At 60.3% G+C, this 25,634-nt stretch carries 29 protein-coding genes and 1 tRNA gene; 10 read left to right on the top strand and 20 right to left on the bottom strand.

Features of this window, described 5'->3' with window-relative positions; translation table 11 throughout:
* The first annotated feature begins 42 nt into the window (after nt 1–42).
* Nucleotides 43–516, top strand: a complete 474-nt coding sequence (locus tag IF199_RS07320; RefSeq protein ID WP_096819382.1) for a cyclic nucleotide-binding domain-containing protein — start codon at nt 43–45, stop codon at nt 514–516.
* Here the strand turns inward: IF199_RS07320 and IF199_RS07315 are convergent.
* A complete protein-coding gene (locus IF199_RS07315) occupies nt 513–797 on the bottom strand; it encodes a hypothetical protein (RefSeq protein WP_096819383.1) in 285 nt (94 codons plus the stop codon). The two genes, IF199_RS07320 and IF199_RS07315, sit on opposite strands and share 4 nt — an antisense overlap.
* 79 nt (nt 798–876) lie before the next feature.
* Between IF199_RS07315 and IF199_RS07310 the strand changes: the two genes are divergently transcribed.
* From IF199_RS07310 to IF199_RS07295, 4 genes are all read left to right on the top strand, one after another.
* Nucleotides 877–1,563 (top strand): spermine/spermidine synthase domain-containing protein, encoded by a 687-nt coding sequence (locus tag IF199_RS07310; RefSeq protein ID WP_011332930.1) that lies wholly within the window; start codon nt 877–879, stop codon nt 1,561–1,563.
* 50 nt (nt 1,564–1,613) lie between these two features.
* Nucleotides 1,614–1,985, top strand: a complete 372-nt coding sequence (locus IF199_RS07305; protein ID WP_007944009.1) for a YajD family HNH nuclease — start codon at nt 1,614–1,616, stop codon at nt 1,983–1,985.
* A 125-nt stretch (nt 1,986–2,110) separates the two neighbouring features.
* Nucleotides 2,111–2,581, top strand: coding sequence for an RNA methyltransferase (locus tag IF199_RS07300; RefSeq protein ID WP_007958066.1), 471 nt, complete (start codon nt 2,111–2,113; stop codon nt 2,579–2,581).
* Nucleotides 2,582–2,662: 81 nt separating this feature from the next.
* Nucleotides 2,663–3,040: a YgaP family membrane protein gene (locus tag IF199_RS07295; protein WP_102622221.1), complete on the top strand. Its 378-nt coding sequence runs from the start codon at nt 2,663–2,665 to the stop codon at nt 3,038–3,040.
* A gap of 3 nt (nt 3,041–3,043) precedes the next feature.
* Here the strand turns inward: IF199_RS07295 and IF199_RS07290 are convergent, their stop codons facing one another.
* Nucleotides 3,044–4,273: a hypothetical protein gene (locus tag IF199_RS07290; protein WP_192560033.1), complete on the bottom strand. Its 1,230-nt coding sequence runs from the start codon at nt 4,271–4,273 to the stop codon at nt 3,044–3,046.
* Between the two features lie 81 nt (nt 4,274–4,354).
* Nucleotides 4,355–4,804 carry a YcgN family cysteine cluster protein gene (locus tag IF199_RS07285; RefSeq protein ID WP_025110643.1) on the bottom strand — a complete coding sequence of 150 codons (450 nt, stop codon included), beginning with the start codon at nt 4,802–4,804 and terminating at the stop codon, nt 4,355–4,357.
* Between the two features lie 282 nt (nt 4,805–5,086).
* On the opposite strand from IF199_RS07285, the gene IF199_RS07280 reads away from it, so the two are divergent.
* Complete coding sequence (locus IF199_RS07280) at nt 5,087–5,680, top strand: nitroreductase family protein (protein WP_192560032.1); 594 nt, start codon at nt 5,087–5,089, stop codon at nt 5,678–5,680.
* A gap of 73 nt (nt 5,681–5,753) precedes the next feature.
* Here IF199_RS07280 and IF199_RS07275 read toward each other — a convergent pair whose 3' ends face one another.
* From IF199_RS07275 to IF199_RS07260, 4 genes are all read right to left on the bottom strand, one after another.
* Complete coding sequence (locus tag IF199_RS07275) at nt 5,754–6,686, bottom strand: D-2-hydroxyacid dehydrogenase (RefSeq protein WP_192560031.1); 933 nt, start codon at nt 6,684–6,686, stop codon at nt 5,754–5,756.
* A 106-nt stretch (nt 6,687–6,792) separates the two neighbouring features.
* Nucleotides 6,793–7,086: a YcgL domain-containing protein gene (locus tag IF199_RS07270; protein WP_096819387.1), complete on the bottom strand. Its 294-nt coding sequence runs from the start codon at nt 7,084–7,086 to the stop codon at nt 6,793–6,795.
* Nucleotides 7,083–8,216, bottom strand: coding sequence for a ribonuclease D (gene rnd / locus IF199_RS07265; protein ID WP_096819388.1), 1,134 nt, complete (start codon nt 8,214–8,216; stop codon nt 7,083–7,085). The genes IF199_RS07270 and rnd overlap by 4 nt, the downstream gene beginning before the upstream one ends.
* Nucleotides 8,217–8,347: 131 nt before the next feature.
* Nucleotides 8,348–9,997, bottom strand: coding sequence for a phosphoethanolamine transferase (locus IF199_RS07260; protein WP_096819389.1), 1,650 nt, complete (start codon nt 9,995–9,997; stop codon nt 8,348–8,350).
* A 309-nt stretch (nt 9,998–10,306) separates the two neighbouring features.
* Between IF199_RS07260 and IF199_RS07255 the strand changes: the two genes are divergently transcribed.
* Both IF199_RS07255 and IF199_RS07250 read left to right on the top strand, forming a co-directional pair.
* Entirely contained in the window at nt 10,307–11,491 is a 1,185-nt protein-coding gene (locus tag IF199_RS07255; protein ID WP_192560030.1) for a cyanate transporter, read from the top strand.
* Nucleotides 11,492–11,703: 212 nt separating this feature from the next.
* Nucleotides 11,704–12,639: a LysR family transcriptional regulator gene (locus IF199_RS07250; protein WP_096819391.1), complete on the top strand. Its 936-nt coding sequence runs from the start codon at nt 11,704–11,706 to the stop codon at nt 12,637–12,639.
* 3 nt (nt 12,640–12,642) lie between these two features.
* On the opposite strand, the gene IF199_RS07245 is transcribed toward IF199_RS07250, so the two are convergent.
* From IF199_RS07245 to IF199_RS07215, 7 genes are all read right to left on the bottom strand, one after another.
* Nucleotides 12,643–13,008 (bottom strand): 5-carboxymethyl-2-hydroxymuconate Delta-isomerase, encoded by a 366-nt coding sequence (locus tag IF199_RS07245; RefSeq protein ID WP_096819392.1) that lies wholly within the window; start codon nt 13,006–13,008, stop codon nt 12,643–12,645.
* Between the two features lie 53 nt (nt 13,009–13,061).
* Nucleotides 13,062–14,270, bottom strand: coding sequence for a low temperature requirement protein A (locus tag IF199_RS07240; protein WP_192560029.1), 1,209 nt, complete (start codon nt 14,268–14,270; stop codon nt 13,062–13,064).
* Between the two features lie 62 nt (nt 14,271–14,332).
* The gene (locus tag IF199_RS07235) at nt 14,333–15,253 is read right to left on the bottom strand and encodes a LysR family transcriptional regulator (RefSeq protein ID WP_096819394.1); all 921 of its coding nucleotides are present in this window, start codon (nt 15,251–15,253) and stop codon (nt 14,333–14,335) included.
* A 73-nt stretch (nt 15,254–15,326) separates the two neighbouring features.
* On the bottom strand, nt 15,327–17,423 hold the full coding sequence (locus IF199_RS07230) for a DUF6311 domain-containing protein (protein ID WP_192560028.1): 2,097 nt from the start codon (nt 17,421–17,423) through the stop codon (nt 15,327–15,329).
* Nucleotides 17,420–17,803, bottom strand: a complete 384-nt coding sequence (locus tag IF199_RS07225; protein WP_244142446.1) for a GtrA family protein — start codon at nt 17,801–17,803, stop codon at nt 17,420–17,422. Before IF199_RS07225 ends, IF199_RS07230 begins: the two co-directional genes overlap by 4 nt.
* Nucleotides 17,803–18,513: a class I SAM-dependent methyltransferase gene (locus tag IF199_RS07220; RefSeq protein WP_192560026.1), complete on the bottom strand. Its 711-nt coding sequence runs from the start codon at nt 18,511–18,513 to the stop codon at nt 17,803–17,805. The genes IF199_RS07225 and IF199_RS07220 overlap by 1 nt, the downstream gene beginning before the upstream one ends.
* Nucleotides 18,514–18,516: 3 nt before the next feature.
* A complete protein-coding gene (locus IF199_RS07215; protein WP_192560025.1) occupies nt 18,517–19,485 on the bottom strand; it encodes a glycosyltransferase family 2 protein in 969 nt (322 codons plus the stop codon).
* A gap of 278 nt (nt 19,486–19,763) precedes the next feature.
* Here IF199_RS07215 and IF199_RS07210 point away from each other — a divergent pair, with 278 nt between their 5' ends.
* A complete protein-coding gene (locus IF199_RS07210) occupies nt 19,764–19,955 on the top strand; it encodes a YegP family protein (protein WP_064383113.1) in 192 nt (63 codons plus the stop codon).
* Nucleotides 19,956–20,041: 86 nt separating this feature from the next.
* On the opposite strand, the gene ppk2 is transcribed toward IF199_RS07210, so the two are convergent.
* The 6 genes from ppk2 to dapA form a co-directional block, all read right to left on the bottom strand.
* Nucleotides 20,042–20,866: a polyphosphate kinase 2 gene (gene ppk2 / locus IF199_RS07205; protein ID WP_096819400.1), complete on the bottom strand. Its 825-nt coding sequence runs from the start codon at nt 20,864–20,866 to the stop codon at nt 20,042–20,044.
* Nucleotides 20,867–21,067: 201 nt separating this feature from the next.
* Nucleotides 21,068–21,157: transfer RNA gene (locus tag IF199_RS07200), tRNA-Ser, on the bottom strand.
* 83 nt (nt 21,158–21,240) lie between these two features.
* Entirely contained in the window at nt 21,241–21,954 is a 714-nt protein-coding gene (gene purC / locus IF199_RS07195; protein ID WP_025110658.1) for a phosphoribosylaminoimidazolesuccinocarboxamide synthase, read from the bottom strand.
* 28 nt (nt 21,955–21,982) lie between these two features.
* Entirely contained in the window at nt 21,983–22,741 is a 759-nt protein-coding gene (locus tag IF199_RS07190) for an MBL fold metallo-hydrolase (protein ID WP_096819404.1), read from the bottom strand.
* 4 nt (nt 22,742–22,745) lie between these two features.
* Nucleotides 22,746–23,861 (bottom strand): outer membrane protein assembly factor BamC, encoded by a 1,116-nt coding sequence (bamC, locus tag IF199_RS07185; protein ID WP_192560024.1) that lies wholly within the window; start codon nt 23,859–23,861, stop codon nt 22,746–22,748.
* A 17-nt stretch (nt 23,862–23,878) separates the two neighbouring features.
* On the bottom strand, nt 23,879–24,757 hold the full coding sequence (gene dapA / locus IF199_RS07180; protein ID WP_096819406.1) for a 4-hydroxy-tetrahydrodipicolinate synthase: 879 nt from the start codon (nt 24,755–24,757) through the stop codon (nt 23,879–23,881).
* A gap of 312 nt (nt 24,758–25,069) precedes the next feature.
* Here dapA and IF199_RS07175 point away from each other — a divergent pair, with 312 nt between their 5' ends.
* Entirely contained in the window at nt 25,070–25,630 is a 561-nt protein-coding gene (locus IF199_RS07175; protein ID WP_096819408.1) for a glycine cleavage system transcriptional repressor, read from the top strand.
* Nucleotides 25,631–25,634: the final 4 nt, after the last annotated feature.

Here is a 25,634-nt window from a genome sequence, read left to right as displayed (position 1 = left end):
CTCGCGAGCCTGCAAACCGACACAACAAAAAGACCGCACGACATGTCAGAACCAACCCTGCTGAACAACGAAATCCGCGACTGGCTGATGGACTGCGGCCTGTTCGATCAATTGCAACTGGCGGATTTCGCCGCCGCATCGGGCTACTTCAGCATCAGCACCGTGGCTGAAGGCGAAGCGATCTTTCGCGAAGGCGATGCCGGCAGTTTCATGTGCATCATCCACACCGGCCAGGTGGCCGTGCAGAAAACCGGCAGCGACGGCCAGGTCGTAACCATGGCCACCCTGCGCAGCGGCCGCGCGTTCGGTGAAATGGCGGTGCTGGATGGCGAACGCCGCTCAGCGACCTGCGTGGCGGCGAGCAACTGTCAGTTGCTCAACCTCGGCAAGGATTCACTGGAAAAAATGCTCAACGACGCACCGAAAATCGCCGCCAAGATCATCCGCGCCCTCGCCGTCTCCCTGTCCAAACGCCTGCGCATGGCCGACGGCCAACTGGCGGCGCAACAGATCTAGCCGCCTGGGGATTTGCTCTTGCCGTCGTTCTGTTCAAGGCCCGGCAATGGCTGATCCTTGGACGGCGGGCTGGGCATCTCGATCGGCACCAGCGGTGGCCCGCCACTGCCGGAACCAGTCTTGGGAATCGGTACCGGGCTGATCTGCGGATACGGGGTTGGCGTCGCGGTGCCGGGCGAACCCGGTTGCGGCGTCGGGCTGACGGGAATCGTCTGTTGGGCCTGCACTGCAGTTATCGAGAGCGCGGCCAGGGTAATGACCGTTAGAATGGTGCGCTTCATCAAGGGCTCCGTTGGCCTGAAGTCTGCGTTCAGGCTACTCCCAACGCGCCTGCTTGCCTTCCCCTCTTTAGAGATTTCCATGAAACGTTTCGTTCTGCTCGACACCACGCCGATCCCTGACAACGGCGGAGCCCTGTGCCTGTTCGAGTATGGCGAGGACTTTGTCATCAAGATCCAGGGTGGCGACGGCGGGCAATTGATGAACACCCGCATGCACGGTTCCGAAGACGCACTGGCCGAGATCCCGTGCCGCAAGGTTGCCGGCCGACCGAACTCGCGCGTGCTGATCGGCGGCCTGGGCATGGGCTTCACCCTCGCCTCCGCGCTCAAGCATCTGGGCAAGAGCGCCGAAGTGGTGGTCGCCGAACTGGTGCCCGGTGTAGTCGAGTGGAACCGTGGGCCGCTCGGTGAAAAGTCAGGGCGCCCGCTGCTCGACCCACGCACCGTGATCCGTCAGGAAGACGTGGCCAAGGTCCTGCAAAGCGAGCCGAACGGTTTCGACGCGATCATGCTCGACGTCGACAACGGTCCCGAAGGCCTGACCCAGAAGGCCAACAGCTGGCTGTATTCCGCCGCTGGTCTTGCCGCTTGCGCCAAGGCGATGCGGCCCAAAGGCGTGCTGGCGGTGTGGTCGGCCAGCGCCGACCGGCAGTTTTCCGACAAATTGAAGAAGGCCGGTTTCAAGGCCGAGGAAGTGCAGGTCTTCGCCCACGGCAACAAGGGCACCCGCCACACGATCTGGATTGCCGAGAAGCTCAAGGGCTGAGCTAAACTTGCGTCATAACCGTCATTTAGTCTTTCTACAAAGGTGAACCCATGAGTTCGTCCACCCCGACCAACACTTCGAAGCTGGATCGCATCCTCGCCGACAACCAGCGCGACAAGGAAATGGGCTACCGCGACAAGGCCCTGAAGATGTACCCGCATGTGTGCGGCCGCTGCGCCCGTGAGTTTTCCGGCAAGCGCCTGAGCGAGCTGACCGTGCATCACCGCGACCACAACCACGACAACAACCCGCAGGACGGTTCCAACTGGGAACTGCTGTGCCTGTACTGCCACGACAACGAACACTCGCGCTACACCGACCAGCAGTACTTCGGCGAAGGCTCGCTGAGCACGCCGAAAATCGCCAAGGCCACGCACAACCCGTTTGCGGCGCTGGCCGGGTTGATGAAGAAAGAAGACTGAACCAGCCATGATCCTTCCCACGCAGAGCGTGGGAACGATCACATCGGTCACCGCAGATCCTGAATCTGCCCGCCCTCCCCCAATCCCCGTATAATCGCCCTCTTTTTCCCGAAGGCACCCCGCTCGTGGCAGACAAACGGTACAGCTGCATTGGTTTGTATAACCCCAAATCACCGGAAAACGTCGGTTCGGTGATGCGCGCCGCAGGCTGTTACGGCGTGTCGACCGTGTTCTACACCGGCAAGCGCTATGAGCGCGCCGCCGATTTCGTCACCGACACCAAGCGCGTGCACTACGACATCCCGCTGATCGGCATCGACGACCTGAAAAAGATCCTGCCGCTCAATTGCGTCCCGGTCGCCGTGGAACTGGTCGACGGCGCCCGCCCGCTGCCGGAATACACTCACCCGGATCGCGCCCTGTACATCTTCGGCCCCGAAGACGGCTCGCTGGATCAAGAGATCCGCGACTGGTGCGAAGACGTCGTGTACATCCCGACCACCGGTTGCATGAACCTCGCCGCCACGGTCAACGTCGTGCTTTACGACCGCATGGCCAAAGGCTTGAACACCCGTTCCGGGCCGAAATTCCGCTGAACCGTCGCACATCCGATGGAACGAGCTGACCGCCCACGCAGTCAGCTTGTTTATCCATTACTCATTGCCTGGAGAAAGATCATGACCGAGCTCAAACGCGTCGAGCGTATCGAATCCACCCCGTTCCAGACCCGTTCCGAGCAGAACGTCGAAGGCTGGGAGCGCATCGGCTCGCTGGCCGGCGGCGTGATCATGGTCGGCAAGGGCCTGCGCCGTGGCGGCGTGTTCGGTTTGATTCAGGTGGCGATTGGCGGCGTGGCCATGGCCCGTGGCATCACCGGGCACAGTTCGGTGAAAAGCCTGCTGGAGAAAAGCCGTCAGGACATGAACAACGTGCGCACGAAGATCGAGCGGGCCGGTGAAGAACTGAGCAAGCTGAAAGCCAATGCCGAAGTGGCGACCAGAACCGCCACCGTGACCGGCAATGATTCGGTGAAGTCGCCCAAAGCCGGGGTCTGATCGCTACTGAAGCAAACCGCTATCAAGCACCTTGGACGACTCGCCGATGACACTCTCGGCGAGTTGTACGAACGCCTTGGTATCCACCGTCCCCAGATGCATCGCCCCGCGCAGCACATCATCCAGCGAGCGCTTGTTGCGGGTCTTCAGACGGATTTCGCGATCCAGTTCCTGTAACAGCAGAACCGCTTTGGACACCTGCGCCGGGCTGATCTGCTCGCCGCGCAGTGTGCTGACCTTCTGGCTGTCCTTGGCCAGTTTTACCTGCAATGCCTGATAACGCTCGTCGCTCATGCCGCCAGCACGGCGCACCAGTTCGACGGCGTAATACTCGGCGAAACCTTCCTTGATCCAGTCACTGCGCTGCTCGTCGTTGATCCGTCCGAACACCTGCGCCAGCTCGCGGACCAAGGGGCTGCTGCCGCTTTCGCTGACCAGCGGCAACCGCGTGTTGAGGTAGATCGACTCCCGCGCCGCCAGGCTGCCGCGCCACATCGGGTCGTTGGCACCGACGATCAGCAGTTTTGTCGGATGGCGGGGAAACACCGCTTGCACCTGCGGCCAGACAAACGTCAGCAATGTCAGCACGTCCATCCGGCGCATGCCCTGCCCCTGCGGCGAAGCCACCGTCACTTCGGTTTCCCCCAGCCGCGTGCGGCGGCTGCCGAGGTGCCCGGCGAGCATCCAGCCCGTGGGCCGGTCGAACAGACGGGACGGATTGTCGATGCGGAATTTGTTCTTGCCGATGCGCGGCCAGGCGGTTTCGACGCTTTTCCAGCCGTCGGGCAGATCGAAGTGCAGGCGCGAGACCAGTTCGATGCCGTCCTGCTGATCGAGCCTGGCTGGCGGCACCAGTTCATCGCCGCGCATCAACGCCCAGGTCGGGGTCATGCGCGTGTCGAAGCTGCCGTTCTTGCGGCCGTGGCTGATGCGTACGCGGTAGGTCAGGCTGGCCTTGTCCGCCGTCGGGCGCCATATGCCGCGCGCCTGCTGGCCCGGCGTCAATTGCCATTGGCCGTCGGCCTTGAAATCGCTGTAGTGGCTGCCGTCGCCGAGGTCGAAATCCAGACTGCGCACGGCCTCGCCTTTGGCAAGGGTCAGGCGCACTTCCGCCTGATCGCTTTGCGGCAACAGACGCACGTGGTAATCCAGATCGACCTTCTTCGCCGCCCACACCGGCGCGCTCAGCATCAGCAGTCCGACGATCAGCGTCCGGCGCAATCCCACAGCCATACACACTCCTTGTTGAAACTTGAATCCTCGGCGGGGCTTACTCCTCAGAACTTAACTCCTCAGAACTTAGCCCCTCAGAACTTAGCCGGCCCGGAAAATCAGGTGATCTTCCCAATCGTCTTCCGGCACGCTGCCTTCGGCGAGCATGCGCCCGGACTGGGAAATCCGTTCGTGGTGCACGGCGTCGCGATCACCGCAGACCAGGTGGTGCCACAACGGAAGATCCTTGCCCTCGCTGACCAGCCGATAACCGCAGGTCGGCGGCAGCCATTTGAACTCTTCGGCCTGGCCCGGGGTGAGCTGGATGCAGTCCGGGACAAACTTGATGCGGTTCGGGTAATCGCTGCACTGGCAGGTTTTCAGGTCCAGCAGTTTGCAGGCGATGCGCGTGTAGTAGACGCTGTTGTCTTCTTCATCCTCGAGCTTCTGCAGGCAGCACAGGCCACATCCGTCGCACAGCGATTCCCATTCCTCGTGATCCAGTTGATCGAGGGTTTTGCGTATCCAGAACGGTTCGACTTTGGCGGCCATGGCTCAAGCATCTACATCAGGTGGTGAAAAGGCCGCCAGTCTAGTGCCCAAGGCCCCGTGGGCCAAGCGCTGGCGACTGCCGGTTGTGCGGGGCTTGTCAGTTTTTGCGCGGCCAAGTAGCTTTGCCAGTCTCAAGAAGCCTTGGCTGGGTGCCATTAACGCTCGACCGCGTTGCATTCCGGTGAACTGCACGGCTTCAGATACAGCCCCCATCGTTCAGCCCAACTGATCCCGCCGGGTTTTGCTTCAAACCTATCCTCAAACGTAGCAAGGAATCTCTCGATGAGTGCCAACCCTCGCGTTGCCGAATACGCCATTCACCCGCAGTTCACCGATCGCTGGTCGCCCCGCGCCTTCACCGGCGAAGCGATTTCCGAGGAAACCCTGCTGAGCTTCTTCGAAGCCGCGCGCTGGGCGCCATCGGCGTACAACTCGCAGCCGTGGCGTTTCCTCTACGCCCGTCGCGACACGCCGAACTGGGAGCGTTACCTGAGCCTGCTCAACGAATTCAACCGCAGCTGGGCGCAGCACGCGTCGGCGCTGGTGATCGTGATCTCGAAAACCACCTTCACCGCACCGGGCGCGACCGAAGAAACGCCAGCGCTGTGGCACACCTTCGACACCGGTTCCGCGTGGGGCCACCTGGCGCTGCAAGCGAGCCTGAGCGGCTGGCACACCCACGGCATGGCCGGCTTCGATCAGGAGCTGACCCGCAAGGAGCTGAACATTCCGGAAGGTTATGCACTGCACGCCGCTGTTGCGGTAGGCAAGCTGGGTGACAAGGCAACCCTGGCGGATTACCTGCAAGCGCGAGAAACACCGAGCCCGCGTCGTCCGCTGAGCGAGCTGGCGGCTGAAGGGGATTTCACCCTCTAAGCCCCATCGTTTGATCGTTCCCACATCGAGGCGTTGATCGTTCCCACGCTCTGCGTGGGAACGATCTTCGTAATCAGTAACCGCGTGCGAAATCCACTTCCCCACGCAACGCTTCGCCCGCCTGATACGCCCGCAAGTTATCCAGAAACAACTGCACCATCATCGGCGGCGATGTCGGTGCCGAGCTGTGCCCGGTCAACAGCAGGCCCCACGCGGTCCAGAACGGATGACGTTGTGGCAGCGGTTCCTGACGGCAGACGTCGATCACCGCGCCGGCCAGATGGCCTTCCTTCAACGCTTCGACCAGATCCGCATCGACGACGGCCACACCGCGCCCGGCGTTGATGAACAACCCGGTCGGCTTGAATTGCTTGAACAGCGCCGCGTCGTAGATGTCGTGGGTGTGCTCGGTGTTGGGCAGCAGATTGACCACGTAATCCACCTCGCCCACCAGCCGTGGCAGATCCGCCATCGAACCGACTTCGACAAACGGCGCCTGTTCGCGAGCGCTGTTGGCGATGCCGTACAACTCGACGCCGAACGGCAGCAGAAACTGCGCCACGCTCTGGCCGATGTCACCGGTGCCGACGATCAGCACCTTGCGCCCGACCAGACTCTGGCCGGTGCGACTGTCCCACTTGCGCTCGACCTGGCTGACCAGCCGGGCCAGCACTTCGCGCTCGTGACCGAGCATGTAGGTCAGCACGTACTCGGCCATCACCTGACCGAAAATGCCGACCGCCCGGGTCAAGCGGTAATCCCGGCGCAGGCCGTCGGCCAAGAGCGGCGTGATGCCGGCCCAGGTCGATTGCAGCCATTGTGGCTGATGGCCCTGACGCAGCAGAGTCGCCAACAGATCCGGCTGACCCAGCCACACCGGGCAATCGACTGCCTGGCGAGCCAGCTCGGCAGAGTCGCCGCTGGTCAGCACTTCAAGCTCCGGGGCCGCCTGACGCAGCAGTCGGGCATATATCGCGTGGTCGTGTTCAGCAATCAGAACGCGCATGTTCAAACCTTTCGCAAACCGTGCAGACGGCCGCCCACTTCGTGGCGGTCGTCGCCGTAAAAACAGTTCCAGGGATTACAGGAGGCCCAGGACAGGGCCTCGCAGGTCAGACCGGGTCGTTGCGTCGCAGCAACTCTTCGGGCAAGTGTTCGATGTACTCGTCCTCGGCCGGCGGCATTTGCAGGTGGTAACCCTGCTTGTCGAGGTTTTCCAGCACGACGACGATGTCTTCACTGGCCAGCTTGCGCTCGGGAGTCAGCACCAGATCGAAGGAGTGCCTGGCCTTGCCGAACGCCAGCATCAAGGCTTCCGGCACACGCTCCAGCGCATCGCTCTTGAGCACGTAAAGGTACATGCCGCTGCGTTTCGAACTTTGGTAAATCGAGCAAATACGTTTCAAGGCTGTTCTCCGGCGGTGGCCAGGCTGTCGAGCAGCATCTGGCCCATCAATTCGCGGCGCCAGCCACGCAGCGAATCAGGCAATTGGTAAGGCCCCTCGGGGAAGCCGCTTTTGACCAGCGCTTCGAGGGTTTTCTTGCGCAGCATCAGTTCCGGCGCGATGCTCAGGCGTTCAGCTTCGGCCTGACCGAGCGCCCGCAGCTGTTTGATCAGCGCAGCGGCTTCGATCGGCAGCGGCTCCGGCACGGCTGGCGGCCATTGATCTGGCCCCACACTGCCAGAGCGCTTGATCAGATCAAGCAGAAACTCGCCGTCCTGACGCACGGTACGCGGGTGCATGTCTTCGATCTTGCCCAACGCGCTGAGGTTGTCCGGTTGCGTGCGCGCCAACGGCCACAACGAATGCTCACGGACGATGCGGTTGCGCGGCAGATTGCGGGCACGGGCCTCGCGCTCACGCCAGGCGCACAGCTCGCGCAGAACGGCGAGTTGGGCGCGGGACAGTTTCCACGCCAGCTTCGCCTCGCGATACACCTCGTACGGATCGGTCTCACGGCGCAGGTTGGCGACCAGTTCGGCGCCGTCCTCCAGCACCCAGGCGTATTTGTCGTCGGACAGTTTCGGACGCAGTTGTACGAAAACCTCCGCCAGATGCACGGCATCTTCAGCGGCATAGCTGATTTGCGTGTCGGACAACGGACGCTGCAACCAGTCGGAACGGGTTTCGCCCTTCGGCAGTTCGATGCCGAGCACTTCCTGCACCAGACGCGAGTAACCCATCGAGAACCCGAGGTTCAGGTAGGCGGCGGCCAGTTGCGTGTCGAACAGCGGCGCCGGCAGGCTGCCGGTCAGGCGCAGCAGGACTTCGAGGTCTTCGCTGCACGCGTGCAGGACTTTGAGCACCGCCGGGTTTTCCAGCAACGCCGCCAGCGGTTGCCAGGCGTCAATGGTCAGCGGGTCGATCAGATAGGCGCGTTTGCCGTCGCCGACCTGCAACAGGCCGGCAATCGGGTAGAAGGTGTCGACCCGCATGAATTCGGTGTCGAGGGCAACGAAAGGCAGCTGCTGCCACTCGGCGCAAAACTGCGCGAGGCTATCGTTGTCGCGAATCCAGTGAATATCGATGGCCACACGGCTCTCCCTTCAAGAATGGCGCGCAGTATATATCGCCACCGGCGCTTTCTGCGCCTCCGCAGGGCAAGTGCTTTGATGAAATCTCCTGCTGGATAGCAAGAATAGTCTTACAGAAAGATTCCGCAGGCTCAGTCCTTGGCCAGAACCCCGTCGATGACCGCACCGCGGCAACCGGCAAACATGTCCAGATCGTGCTGATAGACCTTGCTCTGCACTTCCAGCAAACCGAGCATCGAATGGAACAGGTTGTCCTGGCTCAATGGCTTGTTGCGGCTCAATTGCAGGCAATGGGTGTCGACCGAGTAGGACTTCTGATAGCTGTCGGAGAACCAGGCCAGCATCGCCACATGTTTCTGTTGTTCCGGCGCCAGCATGTAAGGCGTGCCGTGCAGGAACAGGTTGTACTCGCCCAGCGACTCGCCGTGGTCGGAGAGATATAGCATGGCGGTATCGACTTTTTCCTGATTGCTGCGCAAGACATCGATCAGGCTCGACAGCACATGGTCGGTGTACACCAGCGTGTTGTCGTAACCGTTGACGATGCTGTCGCGACTGCAATTGTTCAGTGCGTTGCTTTCACACACCGGGGTGAAGTGTTCGTATTCCTTCGGATAACGCTTGAAGTATTCCGGGCCGTGGCTGCCCATCTGGTGCAGGACCAGCACGGTGTCCTTGTCCAGGTGATCGATGAAGCTCTGCAGGCCTTGCAGAAGGATTTCGTCGCGGCATTCGCTGTTGGCGCACAACGCCGGATCTTTCAGATTGCTCACGTCCTGCAGGGTGACGCGATCGCAGGTGCCTTTGCAGCCCGACTGGTTGTCGCGCCAGATCACATCGATGCCGGCACGCTTGAGCACGTCCAGCAGCCCTTCTTGATTCTTCGCCTTGCTGGCGTCGTAATCCTTGCGGCCCATGTTGGAGAACATGCACGGCACCGACACGGCCGTTTCAGTGCCGCAGGAATGCACGTCAGTGAAGGCGATCAAACCGGCTTCCTTGTCCAGTTTCGGCGTCGTATCACGTCCGTAACCGAGGATGCCGAAGTTCTCTGCCCGGGCACTTTCGCCCACCACCAGCACGGTCAGCGACTTGCGCGGACGGTTTTGCAATGCAGGGTTGCGCTGGGCGTCTTCACCGATCTTGATGAACGGTTGCTGGGCGGAAACCACCTGTTCACGCAGATAGCCGGCCGACGCGCCGATGTAATTGCTCGGCACCAGCATCAGGCGCAATTCATGGTGGTTACGAAACAGCGAGGACAGGCCCTGATAGTTGGCCAGTGCCACACCGCCAATGACGGCGACCGATGCTGCACACACCACAACTTTGCTTAATAACTCTCGGTGCCAGCGACGATAGTTGACGGGCAACTTCCACAATAACCAGGACGGCAAGACACCCAGGAACACGATATAAGCGAACAACTTCAACGACAGTAGATCGCGAACTTCCGTGGCATTGGTTTCAGCGAAGTTGCGAAACATGCCGGCGTCTATCATCACGCCATATTGGCTCATGAAATAAGCCACGCCGGCACTGATCAGAAACAGTACCGTCAACACCGGTTTCAATACCGGGCGAAAGCTCAGAAACGTCAGCACGATGTTGTACGCCGCGAAGATCATCACCCCGAACGCAATGCGCATGGCGATGCCCTTGCCGTCGGCCGCGGTGATCTCGAAAAGGTGTTCCCAGAGTACGAAATTGAATCCGGCCAAAAGAAAGGCGCTGGCAAACAACGTCACCCATTCCGGGCGCACGGCTTTTAACTTGAACATGATGAAGAGGCGATTTCCTGAAAAGAAGCGCCTTCGCCAATTGTGAAAATTTCATTGACTAAGGCGACAAAAACTCTACGCAGAAAACCATCAATATTTTGTGAAAAAGAAGCCAACGATTAGTTAGCTCATGAAATAACCATGAAACTTGAAAATGCGTCAGGCCTGATTCAGTAAAAAATCGCCGCTGGCTTGCGCAGAGGGCTCGGGAGACGTATCGACTTTTTAAATACCCCTCGGGATTTTCTGATTTGCCGGCCCCCGCACCACACCCGCCTAATCGACAGCCTCTGATTCAAAGGTCTGAAGATGGAAAACGTTCGCGCCACTGCCCGCCCCGCCATCTGGCTGATGCTCGGTATCGTCCTTGTCGCCCTTAACCTGCGCCCGTCGATGGCCGCCGTCGGGCCTTTGCTGTCGGCGATTCGCGGCGACATACCGTTGAGCTTCAGCCTCGCCTCGCTGCTGACCATGCTGCCGGTGATGGCGATGGGACTGGCGATGTTTTTCGGGATCGGCATCAGCCAGCGTCTGGGCGAACGGCGCACGGTGGTGCTGTCGTTGCTGATCATCGGCCTGGCAACCCTGTCGCGGCTGTTTCTCGACTCGGCGGCACAACTGATCGTCTGCGCCGTGCTTGCCGGGATCGGCATCGCGCTGATTCAGGCGTTGATGCCAGCCCTGATCAAATCGCGCTTCCCCGACAACGTGGCGCTGTGCATGGGTCTGTATGTCACCTCGATCATGGGCGGCGCCGCGCTGGCCGCCTCCCTTGCGCCACGGGTGATGCTCGACACCGGCAGTTGGCGGGCAGGTCTGGCGATCTGGGCGGTACTGGCGTTGCTCGCGCTGCTGTTCTGGTTGTTGCAAGGCAACGACACAGCGCCTGTCACAGCCACCAAGGCAACGAAAGAAACCTTCTTCACCCATTCCCGCGCCTGGCTGCTCGCAATCTTCTTCGGCCTGGGGACGGCGTCCTACACCTGTGTGCTGGCATGGCTCGCACCGTACTACGTGGAAAACGGCTGGAGTGAACAGAACGCCGGTCTGCTGTTGGGTTTTCTGACGGCCATGGAGGTGATTTCCGGACTGGTGGTTCCCGCTATCGCCAACCGCAGCCGTGACCGACGCCGGGTGCTGGGCGCCCTGCTGGTGCTGATCATTGGCGGTTTTTGCGGCTTGATCCTCAGCCCGCAACACTTGAGCCTGCTCTGGCCGTGCCTCTTGGGTCTGGGGATTGGCGGGTTGTTCCCGATGAGCCTGATCGTCTCCCTCGACCACCTCGACAATCCACAGCGAGCCGGCGGTCTGACCGCCTTCGTGCAAGGCATCGGCTATCTGATTGCGGGCCTTTCACCGCTGCTGGCAGGGATGATCCGCGATCGACTGGGCAGCTTCGAATGGGCCTGGTGGTCACTGACAGCCATCATGGTGCTCATGCTGTTGATCGTGTGGCACTTCGACCCTCGGCATTACGCCCGGCACTTTCGCTGATCGGGCGTTGTGCACGGGACTCACCCCTCTAGCTAAAGGCTTCTGGCCATCTTTGCCAGGTTTGATTCGGCACGTCGTATTCCTAAAACTTTCTGTCCCACAACTGTCCGTGAAAAATCCTACAGGGCTTTCTCCTGGCACCATCGTTCCGTTACGATCATGCGCACACGTTTGCGCGGATTCAGCGCAAGGAGCACAGCGAGACAGAACGGATGCTGAACAGTAACTTGCTTAGAAAGCTCGACATGCAGGATCTCATGGTGTTTGTCGCCGTGTATGAGCAAAGCAGCGTCACCGATGTGTCGGAGGCGCTGTTTGTCAGTCAGTCCACCGTCAGTTACTGCCTGAAAAAATTGCGCACCAGTTTCGAAGACGAATTGTTCGTCAACACCCGCACCGGCATGCGCCCGACCTACAAGGCCAGCAGCATGTATGGCCATGTGCAGAAGATCCTCGAAAGTATCAACCTGTGCCACGCCGGCGCCCCGACCTTCGACCCGATGGCGCAACCGGTGACGTTCAACATCTGCGCACCGGAATACTTCGAACAACTGATCCTGCCGCGGCTGTTGAAGCGTTTCGACTTCGACGATCTGCCGGTGATGGTCAACATGCACAAGTTCGAAACCGACGTGCCGGCTGAAGAACTGCGCGATGGCAGCCTCGACCTGGTGGTCTGTTTCGGCCCCAACTTCCATCGCAGCCATACCGATCTTAAATCCCGGATGTTGCTGGAAGATGACCTGGTCTGCGTCTTCGACAAACGCGCCACGCCGCTGGAGCCACGCCTCAGCCTGCAAGCCTTCACCGAACGCCGGCATGTGTTCCCGACGCCCTGGACGTCCACCACCAACATGGTCGATGGCTGGCTCGCGCGTCAGGCGCAGAAGCGCCAGATCGTCGCCCGTTCCAACAGCTACAGCGCCGCGTTGAAGATGATCACCGGCACCGATTTCATCCTTACCCTGCCCCGGCGGATCCAGCGTTTGCTGACCAACGACGCGGTGTTCAATCACTGCGAGGCGCCGAACGGCCTGCCGGGTTTCACTCTCGACATGCAGTGGAGCCACAGCGTCGATCAGGACAGCGCCAATCTGTGGCTGCGCGAGCAGGTCATCAAGACCTGCGCGGAGCTGGAGGCGGCCTGAGTCTTACACGCCGATGGCGACTTTGCTGTAGGACTCGCGATCGATGTCGAGCAGTTCCACACTCAACTGCACTTCGACACCGGCCGGCCATTCGCACAGGTCCTGCAGCACCGCCAACAGGTTTTGCGAGAGTTGCTTCTTGATCTCCGGGGAACGACCGCTGAGCAGCGCCAGCCTCACCGCTACAAAGGCACGCTCGCTCATGGCGGTACCGACCTTGAAGGATTCCACCTTGACCGCACGGCTCTTGATATCGAACTCCGCCGCGAACTGACCGGAACCCACCAGGGTGTTATTGAGCCGGATCAACGCCACGTCGGCGTTCAGTTGCGGCAGGTTGGCGGTGTATTCCATGTGCAGGTGTGGCATCGGGAGACTCCAGTCAGTCGGCAGAAAGGTCGTACATATAACACAGCCCCGCCCTACTCTCCTGCGGCTTTTTCCGACGCGGGAACCGGTAGCGCCCGACGCAGCGCCAGGGTTTCCCAGATCGCCACCAGCACCACGGCTGCCGTGGTCAACGCTCCAAGCGCCAGCGCCGAAAACCAGTGATTCAGTGCCAGCGGCAACAGCAGCATGAGCGCTATCAGCCCAACCACATGCGATAACGGTGGAAACGGTCGGTCAGCCATGACCCACTTGAACAATGCATTGCCGAGCAGGAACAACCACGGCCCGGCAACGATCACGACGATGCCGGCGTCGCTGGCGTGATCCGGATGAACCAGCACCAGTTCATCGGCCACCGCGCTGACAATGACCCCGGCGACGATCAGCACATGCAGGTAGGTGTAGGCGATTCGCGCCTGTCGCCCGGGGTCGGCGGAATGGGCGATACGGTGGTGCGCGCGCTCCGCACCGCTGTCGAAGTACACCCACCACATGGCGATGCTGCCCAGTACCGCCACCAGAAACGCCAGCAGTCCATCGCGGCCCGGGGTCAGCTCGGCGAAGGTCGCGCCAGTCACCAGCAACGATTCACCCAAGGCAATGATCACGAACAGCGCGCAACGCTCGGCCATGTGATTGCCTTCGACGTTCCAGTCACTCAAAGACGATCGGCCCAGTCCCGGCACCCAGAAATACAGCGACGGCGAAATCAGTTCGATCAGCAGTGCCAGCGCCCAGCAGAACAGCCGCTGTTCGCCTTCGACAAACGCTCCGCCGATCCAGAACACCCCGGACAACGTCAGCCACGCGAGGATGCGCTGAAAGTTGCGGGTCATGTTCAATGACTCCCCGCGAACCGCCCAGATCGCGAACAGCGTGCGCCCGACCTGCATGAACACGAACGCGGCCGCGAACATCAGACCGCGCTCGGTGAACGCCTTGGGGATCGAAGAAGAGAGCAGCAGACCGGCGATCATCAGGCCGAACAGCCCGAGGCGCACCGGCAGTTTTTCCGGGTCGAGCCAGTTGGTGATCCAGGACGTGAAGATCCACACCCACCACACGGCGACCATCAGCAGCGCCACGTGTACGGCGCCCTCGATCGACAGGTGCGCGAGCAGCGTGTGGGACAGTTGAGTCACGGCAAACACGAACACCAGATCGAAAAACAGCTCGACCATGCCGACCTTGCCACTGTCGAGACTGCCGCGCCCACGCAGCAAACCACGGGAAATGCTCATGGGTGGAGGCTCCGCCGAATTCAGGTGTACTCAGCAAAGCAGCCGGACAACGGGTCGGCAAGTCAGAACGGCGCGTGCGGTCGCTCGCTCATGAATTGCTCCAGCCGCGAACGCAGCCAGCGTTCGGCCGGGTCACTGTCGACATGGCTGAGCCAGACCATCGACAGGTCGAGGGTCGGGGTCTTGAACGGGAACGGTTCCTTGAACAGCAGGCCCGAGGCAGCCATGGCTTCGGCGGCGTAGTCCGGCAGGCTGGCGATCAGGTCGGTGCCGGCCAGCAGCGCCGGCAACGAACTGTACTGCGGCACCGACAGCACCACCTGACGGGTGCGACCGATGTCCGCCAGCCACTCATCGGCATAACCACTGACGTTGGCCGTGTGGGAAACCAGCACATGGGGGCGTGCGCAATATTCATCGAGGGTCAGCGGCGTGTCGGACTTGTCGGCGCGCAGGATGCTCGGCTGGATATGCCGCAGCAGTTTGCGCTTGGCATTGGCGGGCAGGCCACGGGTCTGACTGATGCCGACGGTGATATCGCCAGCGGCCAGCAGATCGGGAATCCGCCAGTAATCGACGTGCTGCACCACGAACACCACGTTCGGTGCTTCCTGGCGCAAGGCGCGCAACAGCGGCGGCAGCAGACCGAATTCGACATCATCCGACAGACCGATGCGAAAGGTCATGGTGCTGACGGCGGGATCGAAATCACGGGTCAGGCTCAACGCCACCGACAACGAGTCCAGCGCGGGTTTGAGATGGCGATAGATGTCTTCGGCGCGGGCCGTCGGTTCCATGCGGTGGCCGACGCGGATGAACAGCGGATCGTTGAGCATGGTGCGCAGGCGATTGAGCGCCGAACTGATGGTCGGCTGGCCGAGAAACAGCTTCTCGGCGGCCCGGGTCACGTTGCGTTCGAGCATCAAGGTTTCGAACACCACCATCAGGTTGATGTCGGCCTTGCGAAGTTCATTGCGATTCATCCATTGCCCCCCGGTCCCCAGATTGTGGGCAGTGTAGAAAGGCTGCCGGGGCAGCGTCCATCAAAACGGTGCGTCATTGCACCGTCAACGTCTTCAGGCCCATGCCCATGACCCGCGAATCATCGTTGATCCCCAATTGCTGAGGGCTGATGGCATCCGGCAGCTGCAATTCGATATCGAGTCTGTCATCGTGCGCGAGGCTCTGACTGAGCGAAGCACTGATTGGAATTTCCAGGCGATTACCCTGGAACTGCGTCAAGCTCGTGCTCAGCACCTGCTCGCCGTTGAGGCTCACGATCACTCGCTGGGAAGGATGCTTTGGCATTATGAACGCCAATGTGTCGAGCACGATCGAACGCGCTTGCGGCAACAGCCGCATTTCGATTTTCGCCTGCCGCCCCTCCGTCCACGTCCCCCAGTTTTCCGCCGTCGACCAGCCGTTGGCCAATTGTCGACTCCGGTAGTTGAACGTCAGCGTTTGCCCAGGCCCAGAGAGGGGAATCACGGACATCCGCCGTCCCTCATCCCGCATCGACAGACACTGCGCGCAGCGCTTCCACCCCGGCGCAAGGACCACCAGTCCATCCACCCGGGTCAACAGATCGGTTTCACTGTTGATGCTTTTTGCGGCGTCCGCCAGGACATCGTCGCTCAGGATGTACAACGAATCCGCGTCGTATTGCCCCGAGTCGAGCATGCGTCGGGCTTTCTGCTGTGCCAGCGCCAGTGCTGAAGAACTCACTCGCGCAAGATAGACAGCGTCGGTCTTCATGCCGTGAGCCGCTGCAAATCCGGCAATCATTTGCCAGCGATCATTCTGATTCTGCGGCATCAGGCCGCGTACATTCGCGTATCGTCCGGCAGCGCTTGTCCAGAACGGATCGCGCAGCGGGCTGTTCCAGGCCGCCGATGGCGCAACCATTTTCCCCTGTCTCAGGCCAAGCCAGCCGGCTCGAGTGTCGGCGACTTGAACCACCAGCGCTGTAGCGAGCAAAAAAATCACAACGCGCGGTCGGTAGCCGCGCACCACCAGAAAAATCATGGCCAGGATGAGGGCATACAGCACCGGCCAGAACATCCGCCCCGAGGCGCGGAAGACATTGGCCAGGCCGATGATCATCTTCGGCAGCGGATAGCCGACGGTCGTTGCACCGATTCCGATCTGATTCGACAGCGCAAAAAGCCATAGCCCGAACAAGGCCATCAACAGCCATGGACGAGCGCGCAACTCGTCCTTCAAGGGTTGCCTGTTTCCAATCCAGGCAATCAGCGCCAGCGGCACCAGCAAGAGAACGCCCAGCCCCATGTAGTTGAAGCCTTCATAGTCGCCCTCACCCTTGGGCAGACTGGGCAAGATCCGGGACCAGCCTGCCGGATCGACTGGAGACAGCAAATTCATCCGGTACAAACCGAAACCGCCGGACGCCGCGCCGTCGGAAATGCTGAAATAACCCGCCTGCCAGCAGCACACACTCACCAGCGCAAACAGCAATCCACCTTCAATCAGCGCCTGACGCCGGGTCAATTGTCGGCTGAATGCCTTGCCCAGCAAGTCCGCCAGCCAGATCAGGGCCACCATCGCCAGCAAGTACGCGTGCACCCATGACGTCACCGCCAGCAACGAGCCCCAGGCCCAATGGCGTCGACGCAGGTCTGGCACCAGCGCCAGATACAACGCTGCCAGAATCAGGAAATGCCCCGCCAGAGAAAGGTGCCCGCCCATGCGCAGAAACATCGGCGGCGAGAACACCAGCAGCCCGGCTCCCAACAGACGAATCACAGGATTGCCGGTGATCAGCCCGAGCAGTTTCCAGCCAAACCAGGCTTGCAGGACACAACACGCCAGTAGCCACAACCCGAAATACTGGAAGGTATCCGGCAACCACGCACTGAAGGGTTTGAACAACAGCGCCAACAGTGGATTGGAGTCGGAAAAGATGATCGAACTGCTCAACTCCATGCCATAGAACGGGTTGAGCCCGACTGGAAATGTCCAGGGCGAATGTCGGAAGAATTCCCAACCCAGGTAATGCGTCGCCGGATCCCCCTGTTCCAACCAGGCAATGTTTTGCGGATTCAGCGCTTGCGGCCCGATCGCCAGAAAAAACACCAGCGCCCCCAACAGCAGCGGCAGTAAAAATAGTGCCGGGTGCTCTCGCGAATCCTTCATCGATATGTCCAGAAATTGTGTAGTACGAAAGTGAATGCCGGAATGGTCAACGAGACGGCCACAATTCCCAGCAGATAGTGCCGACCGGCCATCTGGGCAGCCCAGGCCACGAACATCGCCAACACGAATCCTCCCGCCGAGACCATCAGGAAGCGCAGCAGGGTCCGGCCGTGCAACCTTGCGGAAAAACTCCAGGTGGTATTGATCACGTAGGACACCACCGTCGCCACGACGAATGCCACGCCATTGGCCAGCGGAGGTTGAGGGCTCACGAAGTTGATGAACAACACTGCCACCAGCGCATGCAGGGCCGTGACAAACAACCCCGTCACGGCAAAGCGCAAACCACGCTGGATCAGTTCGGACCGTTGCGTCGCCATCACGGTTTGCGCGCCAGCACGAAAACACTCAGGCCAGCCAGGCGGTTCATGCCCATCAAGGGCAGCTCAAGGCGACACAGGGTTTTCAGCAGCGTATTGACCAGCGGGTGATGTTTTTTCAGCTGCGAACGTGGCGCCGAACCGCGTGAACCGCCGGGTATCAGGCGCGACGCAACGGCAATCGGGAACACCGCACCGAAATAGTAGGCGCCCCGCTCGACCGTCAATCCGGCCTTTTGGGCCAGGGTTTCGAACTGCCCGAGGGTGTAGCGACGTTTGTGTTCAAGGAAGTCATCGTGCCCGCTCCACATGAACTGGAACGCCGGCACAGTCATCAGGAACCGACTGCCGGACGGCACTTTGTCGACGTAGGACTTGAGCAGGCCGAGGTCGTCGTCAACGTGCTCCAGTACATCCATCAGCAACACCAGATCGGCGTCCACGGTATCGATCGAGCGGCGGTAATGCACCGGTTTGCCGGCGGTGGTGGCGCTGGAGTCGGCCGGGTAACTGATGTCCACGCACCACGCTTCGCGCGCAGCGGTGTGGGTCAATAAATGATGGGAAAAGAACCCTGAACCGGCACCGACATCGAGAATTCGCTTGATCGGTGCTTCCCCCAGCAACCGACGGGTCGCCGCTGCTTTGGAACAGTAATACCAATGCTCGCCGATGCTGTCGCCGAGGATGTCGGTTTCCTTGAGATCCATGCTTCAGTCCTTGGATTCGTAAATGCGGCGCACCAGGAAAACCGGCCGGCGCTTCGCTTCGATATAAGTGCGGCCCAGGTACTCACCCAGCACGCCGATGCCGATCAGTTGCAAGCCGCCGAGAAAGGTCACCGCGACCATCAGCGAGGCATAACCGGGCATGTCGACACCATGGATCAGTGTGCGCACGACAATGAACATGGCAAAGGCAAACGACACCAGAGACACCATCGCCCCCAGGTACGTCCAGATCCGCAAGGGTTCGGTGCTGAAACTGGTGATGCCTTCAAGTGCGAAATTCCACAGCCGCCAGCCATTGAACTTGCTGTGCCCCGCCGCTCGCTCCGGGCGCTCGTATTCGACCTGGGTGGTGCGAAACCCGACCCAGGCAAACAGACCTTTCATGAACCGCCGCGATTCCGGCAGCGTCAGCAGAGCGTCGACCACGCAACGATCCATCAACCGAAAATCGCCGACGTTTTCCGGCAATGTCTGTTCGGCAATCTTGTTGTGCAGGCGATAGAACCAACTGGCGGACGTCTGTTTGGCCCAGGAGTCATTGCGGCGACTGATGCGGTGACCAAGCACCACTTCGTAACCTTCACGCCAACGCTCGATCATCTGCAGAATGACTTCGGGCGGGTCCTGCAGATCGACATCGATCGGCACCACAATCTGCCCGGTGGCAATCTGCAAGCCGGCGGAAAGCGCTGCCTCCTTGCCGAAGTTGCGGCTCAAATCGACGATCCGGATTTTCGAATCGCTCTGCTGACAGCGCAGCAGGCGCTCCAGCGTCGTATCGGTGCTGCCGTCGTTGACGAACACCAGTTCAAGGCTGATCTGCGCCTCACGCTCGAACACCTGACGAATGCGCAGGAGAAAGCCGTCGAGGCTGTCCTCTTCATTGAATACGGGAACCACCAGCGACAACGTCACCGGCCCCGCGTGTTGCGTTCCATGCGAGTGGGTCAATGGACTGCTCTTTCTTATAGTGTTTGTCGGTCGCCGAACGAAATTCGACGCCATGAGCCGCACCGTATTAAGCAGCACCACTGAAGGTCATGCAAGGGTGAAAAAAGGACGTACTCGCCAATCAGAAGGCCGATCCCGACGCTCTGCCCCGCGTGTCGCAGAAACATTAGCCAACGATTGGAAACACATCCTCGATAGCCAAATGACAAGGCTCCGCTAGGCTTGCGACCATGCGCCAAACAGGTTGTCGCAATATCCCATCGCATGGAGCGAACTGAATGTATTTCGAGATTTACAGGCAATCCAAGGGCACCCCGAGCACCGGCAAGGGCCAATGGCGCTGGCGCCTGCGGGCGGGAAACCATGAGACGGTTGCCAGTGGGGAGTCGTATGTGAACAAGGCGGATTGTCTGCACGTGATCGAATTGATCAAGGGTGTGCAGGGGGATACGCCGGTCAAGGAGATTTGAGGGCTGGCTGACACCCTGCCGAAACGAAAAAGCCCCGCGGACTTTCATCTACGGGGCTTTTCCGAGACTGACGCGAACACCCGTCTTCAGAATTTCTCGGGGATGTGCCGGAAGGGATAATCCGATTCCTTGTAGCCCCCGGGCTTCTGCCGCTTGGGTAACTCAACCTTCTCGCGCGAAACATTCTTGTACGGAATGCGGCTGAGGAGATCGGAGATGATGTTCAGGCGCGCTCGCCGCTTGTCGTTCGAATCGGCCACCAGCCAGGGTGCATATTCGGTATCGGTCGCCTTGATCATGTCGTCACGCGCCCGCGAATAGTCATACCAGCGGCTGTACGACTTGAGATCCATGGGCGACAGTTTCCAGATCTTTCGACCGTCCTTGATACGCTCCTCCAGCCGGCGCGTCTGTTCCTCCTGACTGACATTCAACCAGTACTTGAGCAGAATCACCCCGGAATCGACGATGGCATGCTCCACCAGGGGCACCGTCTTGAGAAACTTTTCGACCTGATTCTCGGTGCAAAACCCCATCACCCGCTCCACGCCGGCGCGGTTGTACCAACTGCGATCGAAGATCACCACCTCACCGGCCGCTGGCAGATAAGGCAGGTAACGCTGCAGATACATCTGGCTCTTCTCACGCTCGCTCGGGGCCGGTAATGCTACGACCCGAAAGACCCGCGGGCTGACCCGATCGGTAAGCGCCTTGATCGTCCCGCCCTTGCCCGCACCATCACGCCCTTCGAAAATCACACAGACCTTGATGCCCTCGGCCCTCACCCATTCCTGCAGCTTGACGAGCTCAACGTGCAGTCGACGCAACTCCGCCAGATAGTCCTTGCTCGACAGTTTCGGGCGATCCGCGGGGGTGTCTTTGGGCGAGTCTTTCTTCTTTCCCTTTGCCATGACCGAACCTCATGCATTGAAGGGGGTGACCGCCGGAGACCCGGTGGTCCATGACCTGGAATGCAGGAGTTTAGTCAGTTAATTCGGAGTGTGAGCGGCCTGGATACGTTGGAGCATTGCGCTCCGTACATTGGTGCAGGGTGGACTGATCAGAAACAAAAAAGCCCCGTAGATTTTCATCTACGGGGCTTTTTCTATGTATGGCGGAGAGATAGGGATTCGAACCCTAGGTACCGGTGAAGGTACAACGGATTTCGAATCCGTCCCATTCGGCCACTCTGGCATCTCTCCAACGGCGCGCATCATAACAACACTTTTACCGAAAGCAAACCCTCTTTCGAAAATTTCTTCGTGCTATCAGATGCTTGCGTCGATTAAAGCGGTACGCCCAGACGGTTGGCGACTTCTTCGTAGGCTTCGATGACGTCACCGAGGCCCTGACGGAAGCGGTCCTTGTCCATCTTCTTCTTGGTGTCCTTGTCCCACAGACGGCAGCCGTCCGGGCTGAACTCGTCGCCCAGGACGATGGAGCCGTCGCTGAACACGCCGAATTCAAGCTTGAAGTCCACCAGCAGCAGGCCGGCGTCGTCGAACAGTTTGCTCAGGACTTCGTTGACCTTGAGCGACAGTTCTTTCATGCGCGCCAGTTGCTCGGCGGTGCCCCAGCCGAATGCCACGACGTGGGATTCGTTGATGAACGGGTCGCCCTTGGCGTCGTCCTTCAGGAACAGTTCGAAGGTGTAAGGGTTGAGCTTCAGGCCTTCTTCAACGCCCAGACGCTTGACCAGGCTGCCGGCGGCGTAGTTACGCACGACGCACTCGACCGGGATCATGTCCAGCTTCTTCACCAGAACTTCGTTGTCGGCCAGCAGTTTGTCGAACTGGGTCGGAATGCCGGCCGCTTCGAGTTTCTGCATGATGAAGGCGTTGAACTTGTTGTTCACCATGCCTTTGCGGTCGAGCTGCTCGATGCGCTTGCCGTCGAACGCCGAAGTGTCGTTGCGAAACAGCAGGATCAAGCGGTCAGCGTCGTCGGTCTTGTAAACCGATTTGGCTTTGCCGCGGTAGAGTTCTTCACGTTTTTCCATGATGGGCTCCGCTTGCTAAGTAGATGGGCTAGGCGATGTGGCGCCAGTCGAGCCCTGAATCTTGATCGGCCAGTTGCAGCCAGTCCGGGTCGCACCCGAGGGTGTCGACAAAACATTGCCGGGCCAGCTGCGGCAGGTTGTTCTTGCTGCTCAGATGGGCCAGGACCAGGTGTTGCAGGCCTTGCCAGCCCAACTCGGCCACCAGGAATGCCGCCTGATGGTTGTTCAAATGTCCCAGCTCGCCGCCCACCCGTTGCTTGAGAAAGTACGGGTAATGACCACGAGCCAGCATGTCGCGACAATGATTGGACTCGATCATCAACGCATCGAGGTCCCGATAACCGTCCAGCACCCGCTCACAGTATGAACCCAGGTCGGTCAACAGGCCGAAACGCCGCTCACCATCGCTGAATACATATTGAGTCGGTTCCTGTGCATCATGGGCCACGGCAATGACCCCGATGTCCAGAGCACCGATCTGCAGCTGCTCGCCGCCGGCCACGAAGCCTGCGGGTTCAATCGGTTTGCGCATCCCGCGCAGTGTGCCGCGACTGAGGTAGACCGGTAGATTGTAGCGCCGAGACAGTAAACCCACGCCATGCACGTGGTCGGCATGTTCGTGGGTTACGAGTATCGCGCTCAGTTGCGCCGGGTTCACACCCAGGCGCAGCAGGCGTTTTTCGGTTTCCCGCAGGGAAAAACCACAATCCACCAGCACATACGTATCAGCACTGGCGATCAGCGTGCCGTTCCCTTGGCTACCGCTGCCGAGAACGGCAAAACGCATTGGATCAGCCCAGGTTGTCCTGAATTACGCTCAACACTTTGCGGGCCACATCGGCCGGGGCAACGGTGTTGATGTTTTTCTCGACGGTGACCTGAACGTTGTCGCCAACCTTGCTCAGGCGAACCTGATAACGCTCGGCACGGGCTTCAACTTCTTCCTTGGTCGGCGCACTGCCGAACAGGCTGCTGAAGAAACCAGGCTTCTCGTCTTTCTTCTCGGCTTTTTCGGCCAGGTTGATGTAGTACAGGCCCAGGCTGCGGTTGATGTCTTCAACGCGCCACTGACCTTGCTCCAACGCACGACCGACGCTCGACCAGGCACGGTCCAGATCGGAACCGACGTTCAATACCGGGTTGCCGCTGCCGTCTTCGCTGAGGCTGACACGGCTCGGGGTATCGAAATCACGCGACGCCAGCATCGACACCGAACCGCCCTTCTCGGAGTTACGGCTCATGCTCGCGAGCATGTCGTCGACCAAGGCAGCGTCCAGGCCAGTGTTGACCGAACGGTTGGTGAAATCGACATTGGCGGTGCTGCCGGCAGGACGCTCGGCGCTGACCACGTAGATTTCACTGGTATTGCGCTGCACGCCCGGCTCGATGCGTACCCGCACGCGGGTTTCGCTGTCGGCACCGACGCCGGCGGCGCTCAGGCGCTTGGCCATGGCGGCGGACAGTTCGTCGGAATGCTGCCAGGTGGTAGTGAATTCGCCGGTTTGCGGACGCTGTTCATCCAGACGGAAACCGTTGTCCTGGAAGAACTGCACAGCCACTGGCCAGACTTCGGCCGGTGGATGCTGGCCCATGACCCAGCGCGAATCACCGCTCTTCTGCAGCGAGTAATCGCTGGCGTCGGCAATCGCCGACAGCGGTTGAGGACGCGGAACCACATATTCGCCGGTAGCGGTGTCGTCGGCTACGTTACGCGGGATCGGCAGCAGCGGATCCAGGCGCTTGGAGGTGCTGACATCCGGTGGCAATTGCATCGGTGCAGTCTGTTTCGCTTCCAGGTAGTCGCTACCACGGTCACGGAAATAACCTTCCGGGCCCCAGATCCATCCGCAGCCACTGGTGCTGGAGATAATCAAGGCAAGTGCGGAAAGTCCGGCCATTCGCTTCATGCGTTGTACTTCCTCAATTAAACCAGGACGCTGCACTGGCGCAGGGCCGAGCGCAACGTTTCATGACAAGGAGCGCTCAGCCAGGTCAGCGGCAGGCGGATGCCTTCGTGCATCAGGCCCATTTCGACCAAAGCCCACTTCACCGGAATCGGGTTGGCTTCGATGAACAGGTCCTTGTGCAGCGGCATCAGTTTTTCGTTGATGGCCCGTGCGGTCTCGGCGTCGCCCTTGAGCGCGGCCTCGCACAGGTCGGCCATTTCGCGCGGGGCGACGTTGGCGGTGACGGAGATGTTGCCTTTGCCGCCCAGCAGGATCAGCTCGACGGCGGTCGGATCATCGCCGGACAGCACGATGAAGTCTTTGCTCACGCCGTCGAGGATTGCCTTGGCACGCTTCAGGTCGCCAGTGGCTTCCTTGATACCGATGATGTTCGGCACGGTGGACAGACGGATCACGGTCTCGGCCTGCATGTCGCAGGAAGTGCGGCCAGGAACGTTGTAGAGGATCTGCGGAATGTCGACCGCTTCGGCGATGTGCTTGAAGTGCTGGTACAGGCCTTCCTGGGTCGGCTTGTTGTAGTACGGAACGACCAGCAGGCAGGCATCGGCGCCGGCCGCCTTGGCATTGCGGGTCAGCTCGACGGCTTCGCGGGTCGAGTTGGCGCCGGTACCGGCGATGACCGGAATGCGACCAGCCACCTGTTTGACCACGGCTTTGATGACGGCAATGTGTTCTTCTACATCAAGGGTTGCCGACTCGCCGGTTGTACCGACCGCGACAATGGCATGGGTGCCGTTCTTGAGATGGAAGTCCACGAGTTTGCTGAGGCTGTCCCAGTCAAGACGCCCTTGTGCATCCATGGGTGTGACCAGTGCCACCATACTGCCCGCAATCATGAAACCGCTCCTGCCGGAAAAAGAGAGCGGTAATGGTACTGGCGCCAAGATGCTTGCACAAGCGAAGTACTGCGCCGCCATTCCCCTTGGCGCCGCTTTTCGCTACCCTTCAGACTTTGATCGGTACTGATCAGCTTGTACGCCGGGTTCCAGCCCCCCGTTTCGGCCTCCCAGGCCCCGTTCCAGTGTCGCCGCCTTACGCTTCCTTATTATTGGAGCCGTAGCGATATACGAATCGGGCCTTCCGGACAGGTATGTCCCGGCACTCAACGCCCTCACCCTACCGACCGCTCATCGCTTTAGGAATGCTGCATGTCCACCCCCACAGTTCGCGAACAATTCCTTGTCGTCAGTGCCCTCGGCGCCAATCCCATGGAGCTGACCAACGTCCTGTGCCGCGCCAGCCATGAAAACCGCTGCGCGGTCGTCACCTCCCGCCTGACCCGTCACGGCGAGTGCAGCGCGCTGATCCTCGAGATCTCCGGCAGCTGGGACGCCCTGGCGCGCCTGGAAGGCAGCCTGCCGGGCCTGGCCAAGAAGCATGCTTTCACCGTAAATGTCGTGCGCAGTGCCGCCCTGGAAAACCGTCCTCAGGCCCTGCCGTACGTGGCTTACGTGTCCTCGGCCTATCGCCCGGACATCATCAACGAGCTGTGCCAGTTCTTCATGGATCACAACGTCGAGCTGGAAAACCTGACCTGCGATACCTATCAGGCTCCGCAGACCGGCGGCACCATGCTCAACGCCACGTTCACCGTGACCCTGCCGGCCGGCACTCAGATCAGTTGGCTGCGCGACCAGTTCCTGGACTTCGCCGACGCCATGAACCTGGACGCACTGATCGAACCGTGGCGCCCACAGAACCCAATGTAAGGAA

Source organism: Pseudomonas allokribbensis, assembly GCF_014863605.1.
GTDB lineage: Bacteria > Pseudomonadota > Gammaproteobacteria > Pseudomonadales > Pseudomonadaceae > Aquipseudomonas > Aquipseudomonas allokribbensis.
Note: the sequence above shows the minus strand (reverse complement) of the source record. Positions and strands in the feature narration are given on the sequence as shown.